The sequence below is a fragment of the Clostridium sp. AUH-JLR23 genome (genome assembly GCF_964238065.1).
In the GTDB taxonomy this organism is placed as follows: Bacteria; Bacillota_I; Bacilli_A; order Erysipelotrichales; family Coprobacillaceae; genus Allocoprobacillus; species Allocoprobacillus merdigallinarum.
The window spans coordinates 1-5,151 of record NZ_CAXSKY010000003.1 but is presented as its reverse complement, the minus strand read 5'-3'; the positions used below and the strand labels follow the sequence as shown (position 1 = coordinate 5,151).

Here is a 5,151-nt window from a genome sequence, read left to right as displayed (position 1 = left end):
CAAGTTCTTTCCAACCTTCTCCATCTTTTTGATACCATTTGTATGTTGGTTCTGCTTGACTTCCAACAATAGTAAGATTCTTTGGCGTTTCTACTGCCTTTCCATCATAGACTTTATCAAGCTTGTCTTTGAATATGACTGTACTTTCTCCTTTATTTGAGGTACTAGATCTAACTGACAATTTGACTTCATGCTTTTTTGGACTATCATTGACTATTCCACAATCATATTCATATATAATAGTACTTGATCCTACTTTATAACCATATACAACACCTGTATTATTATCTATATTTCCTCCACTTATAATCTTAACTTTACTTACATCTATTCCTGGGAATTCATCTTGAATCTTAAAACTTGCCCCACAACCAGAAATAGTAAAATTCGATGGACTCGTTAACCAATTTATTCGTAAATCATTATTATTTCCTACATTCAACCATGCAATATTCATAGATGGTGAAAAATTCAAATACCATAATTTTTCAGACTGACTTACATCTAAACCTTTTATATTTGTGTCATATACATCCAACCTTTCTAGTTCTTTTAGATTTTCTAAATTTATACTCTCTATCATTGTAAAAGGTATAGATAAATGAGCTAAAAGATTATTATGACTGACATCTAATGAGCTGATTCTCCTATTATTGCTTATATCCAAACCAGTTAATTTTGTATTCTTTGAAACATTTAATGTAGATAGACCGCATCCACGACATGCAAATGATTCTAACTCAAGATTATGACTCACATCAATGTTACCTATTTTTCTTCCCGAAACATTCAACTCTTTTAATCGAGTATTATGAGTTACATTTATAGTAAAATCATCATTTAACACTTTAGTTACGCTGCAATCTAAGCTTTCTAAAAAAACAAAATATTCTATTCCTGTTAAATCAGTTAATGACTCATCGTCTATTCGAATAGATTTTGCATTTTCGATTTCAGGTACAGACAAAGAACCATTTTTATCTGTATCTATTGTTTCTAAGATATAATTTCTAAAAATATCATCTGGAAAATTAACTTCGTTTATTTCTACATTTTCATCTTCAGCATGCACAGAATAAATTGGCAAATAACTCTGAAATACTGCTGAAAAAACAAACATTAAAGATATGAGAATACTAAATAATTTTTTCTTCATTTTATTTATCCTTCCTTTCCCTCTTTTATCTGTAAGATTTTTATTCAGAATATACATATCCCCCCCTTTTTGCGAACTATAAAGCAGACTTTTTTGTTCAAATGTTTTATAATAAAATTGTGCTTAAAAAAGTACTAAAAATGGTATATAACGTAAGATTTTTAAAGAAAATTAATAGAATCAAATAGTCTACATTTTCAAATTTAAATAATAAAACATTATACAATTTCCTGTACCCATCTTAAAAACGTACTTTGCGCAATTCCTAATGCTTTAGCCGCCTGTCGAGATGTAATTTGATTTTGAAGCCATTGATTTTTAATCTCTTTGAAATTTTGTGGAACATCTTTTCTAGGTCTACCAAAAATAACACCTCTACTTTTTGCAGCATGAATACCTTCCTTTTGTCTTTGCTTAATATTCTCACGCTCTATTTGTGCGACATATGCCAATATCTGCAATACCATATCCGCAATAAATGTCCCTGTTAAATCTTGATCTCCTTTCTTTCTTGTATCCAATAAAGGCATATCTAAAACAACAATATCGACTTGTTTCACTTTTGTGATGACTCTCCATTGATTTTGTATTTCATCATAATTTCTTCCTAGTCTATCAATAGATAAAACAATCAAAACATCTCCTTTCCTTAATTTCTTCACTAAACGATTATACTGTGGTCGATCAAAATTCTTTCCACTCACCTTATCTACATAAATATTTTTTCTTGGTATATCAAATTGTTTTAATGCCAGCCATTGTCTATCTTCGCATTGATCTTTTGATGATACTCTTATATACCCATAGTTCATTTTTTATTCCTCCTTTTCTTATGAGTCAAATAATAGTATACAAAAAAAGATAAGAATTCATTTTTGACATAATCATACAAACGATATATAGATTTTGACTTTCAAACAAAAAAAACTTTTAAGATTTTCATCCTAAAAGTTTGTTCGATTACCAGACATGATATCCGCCATCAATCATTATATCAATGCCCGTTGTATAAGTTGAAGCATCAGATAATAAATATAAGACCGCACCAATTAATTCCGTAGGTTTGCCTACACGATGTATAGGTGTATTGTTCATTGAGTTTTCAAACACTCTTGGATCATTTAATTTAATAAAGTTTTTCACATTGCTCATCCCTTTTTCTAGAAAACCTGGAGATACGCTATAACATAATAATAAAAACAATCTTATTCAAACATTGATACTAAGGAAATCATAACAGGAATAAGACAAAATAAAGTTGCATTTTCATGAAATAAAAGAGTCAACCATACACCAACAATAACACCTAATATAAAGAAACAGATGATAGCTATATAACAAAAACATTTTTGAATGGCCTGTTTATCATTTTGAAAAATACCACGATATAGATTTTCAACTCCACTTCTTAAATTTCCAGTACACATTGTTGAAGAAAAAGAACTTCCTAAAACCTTTTTAAAACATTCTGCCTGCATTGCACATAAAAAAGAAATCAATATATGGACAATACTATTGTATGGTCCAATAGGAATAAAACTGACTATAACCAAAATCATCATTTCAATCATTAAAATAATTTGTCGCCAATGCCATTTTTGATACATACATTGATATCGCAAAAACATGGTTATAAAGACACCTAAGAAAAATGCGAGAATAGGTATAAGATATTTAACCGTTTGAAAAGAGTCACCTTGAGCTATTGACATACCTAACTTGACGATATTTCCAGTTTGTGCATTTGCGAAAACATGATCTCTACAAACATAACTGTATGCATCTAAAAATCCTCCCACAATCGCTAATAAAGACGCTAATAAAAATGATTCAGACATCTGATAATTTTTTTCCATTTTCTTCACCTCCTTGTCACTATAATTCATCTCAAATAAAAAACATATCAATTTCCAAAAATAAAAAATACAAGCCTAAGACTTGTATCTTCTAAAATATTCTTGAGCAATAAGACTGGCAATAAACTGTAACTGATAAGGGTGACTGCCTTGATCTTGTAAAGATTGGAAAGTTAAAACTTCATCTACAAAATAAGGATATTCCTGTTGAGCACTTGTAATCATCCAAATTTTAGGAGCTTCTAATTTCTTTTGGAGAGCTCTTAAATTTTCATAATCAAAATAAGAACCGGTATAAGAAAAAACAATAATCAAATCATTTTCATCTGCACTTAAAATATGTTCCATCTGTTGAAAATAAGAAACATAAGAATCTACTTGTTTTCCTAACATTAATAAATCTGTCTGTAAATTCATAGCCGCTGTTTGTGCTTTTAATAAACCAAATATACCGACTTTTTGATAATGATATAAATCCTGACAAAGATGAATAAGTTGTTGTTGATGCAATGTTGATTGTACCATTTGAATACTTTCACAAACTTTTTGTCCATAATCATCTATTCGTTTTTGCATTGAAGAAGATTGTGACTGTTCTTCAAAATAAAAGTCAGGATCCGCTAATAATTCTTTAAGTTCAGCAAAATCTTTCAATCCAATTTCTTTACAAAAACGAGAAATGGAACTCATCGCAACATGACAATCCTGAGCCAATTCTCTAATACTGACATCTTGCATCTGGTCAATGTGTTCTAAAATATAAGTTGCTATTTGACTATTGGTTGAATCTTTCTTTTCTGTTGCGATAGTGCTTAAAAAAACAACAGGTAACTTTCCATAAATCATCCTTATCACTCTCTTTCTATGATTTCCCTCCAGCAAAATTATACATCAATCTTTCTTTCATTTCAGTAGTATCTTTTCCTAATGCTTCAATGATTTGAAAAGCAAATGGATATGGCGTTGCTGGTCCTTGACTTGTGATAATATTTTGGTCATAGACAACAACACGATCTACAAAAATACCTCCATGTAATTTTTCTTGATACCCTGTATATCCAGTCACCTTTTTTCCATTAATAACCTGCGCATCAGATAAAACAATTGTCCCTGAACACATCGTCGCAATCATTTTATTTTGTTGATTAAAATATTGTACCATCTGAATCACTTCATCATTTTTTCTTAAATTCTCTCCACCAGGTCTACCTCCTGGTAATACCAGAACATCATAATCTTTAATTTCATCATTAAAAACTTTATCAGCTTTGACTTTTATATGATGCATCCCATCAACAAATTCTTCTCCAAATCCAAATGTATGACATTCTATATTGGCTCTTCTCAATAAATCTACAATGGTTAATGTTTCTCCTTCTTCATAACCTTGTGCCATCAATACTGCAACACGTTTCATATTATTCATCCTCCTTGACATCAAATGCATTGAAATAAACCATACGTTTTTTGACAGCCAAAGCATCCCCACCTAACAACTCCACTAACTTATATGCAAATGCATATGCTGTAGCGGGACCACGACTTGTCACTAGATTTCCATCAATCACAACTTTATCCTCTAAATATGTTCCTTGATGAATTTTTTGATCATATCCCATATATGCTGTATATTTTTTATCTTTTAATAATCCAGCTTTTTCTAACACAATAGGCGCTGCACACATGGCACAGATATATTTTCCCTGATTGTTCATTTGATGCAAAATATCTATCACTTGATTGCAACTACGCATTGCATCTGCACCACCATAACCTCCTGGTAAAACAACCATATCATAGTCAATGATATCTTCATTTAAGACTTGATCACATTGAACTTCTATATCATGACCACCTTTCACAACTTTTTCAAAACCGACCATATCACAATGGATTTGAGCTCTACGTAAAATATCAACAATCGTTAATGTTTCTCCTTCTTCAAATCCTGGCGCAACGATAACTGCTGCTTTTTTCATATATATCAACTTCCTTTCTAACCATACAATAACCTTCTTTTCTTTTATATCCAATTGATTTCCTAAAGCTGGAAATAAAAAAAGGACAAAATAAATTTTGTCCATGGCGATTAATCATCTTTGATGATTATCGCTTTTTTGTATTGTATAATCATCTTAG

6 protein-coding genes and 1 pseudogene are annotated in these 5,151 nt (G+C 30.6%); all 7 read right to left on the bottom strand.

What is annotated here, in order from left to right; translation table 11 throughout:
* Positions 1 to 1,213: pseudogene (locus ACESR5_RS02005) on the bottom strand (hypothetical protein); the annotation flags it as partial.
* Positions 1,214 to 1,374: 161 nt separating this feature from the next.
* Positions 1,375 to 1,968, bottom strand: coding sequence for a recombinase family protein (locus ACESR5_RS02000; protein ID WP_373153972.1), 594 nt, complete (start codon positions 1,966 to 1,968; stop codon positions 1,375 to 1,377).
* 148 nt (positions 1,969 to 2,116) lie between these two features.
* Positions 2,117 to 2,359 (bottom strand): SDR family oxidoreductase, encoded by a 243-nt coding sequence (locus ACESR5_RS01995; RefSeq protein WP_373153971.1) that lies wholly within the window; start codon positions 2,357 to 2,359, stop codon positions 2,117 to 2,119.
* Positions 2,360 to 2,361: 2 nt separating this feature from the next.
* Positions 2,362 to 3,012: a YoaK family protein gene (locus tag ACESR5_RS01990; RefSeq protein ID WP_373153970.1), complete on the bottom strand. Its 651-nt coding sequence runs from the start codon at positions 3,010 to 3,012 to the stop codon at positions 2,362 to 2,364.
* Positions 3,013 to 3,087: 75 nt separating this feature from the next.
* Complete coding sequence (locus ACESR5_RS01985) at positions 3,088 to 3,858, bottom strand: MurR/RpiR family transcriptional regulator (RefSeq protein ID WP_373153969.1); 771 nt, start codon at positions 3,856 to 3,858, stop codon at positions 3,088 to 3,090.
* A 16-nt stretch (positions 3,859 to 3,874) separates the two neighbouring features.
* Positions 3,875 to 4,429, bottom strand: coding sequence for a DJ-1 family glyoxalase III (locus ACESR5_RS01980; protein ID WP_373153968.1), 555 nt, complete (start codon positions 4,427 to 4,429; stop codon positions 3,875 to 3,877).
* A 1-nt stretch (position 4,430) separates the two neighbouring features.
* Positions 4,431 to 5,096: a DJ-1 family glyoxalase III gene (locus ACESR5_RS01975; protein WP_373153967.1), complete on the bottom strand. Its 666-nt coding sequence runs from the start codon at positions 5,094 to 5,096 to the stop codon at positions 4,431 to 4,433.
* Positions 5,097 to 5,151 lie beyond the last annotated feature (55 nt).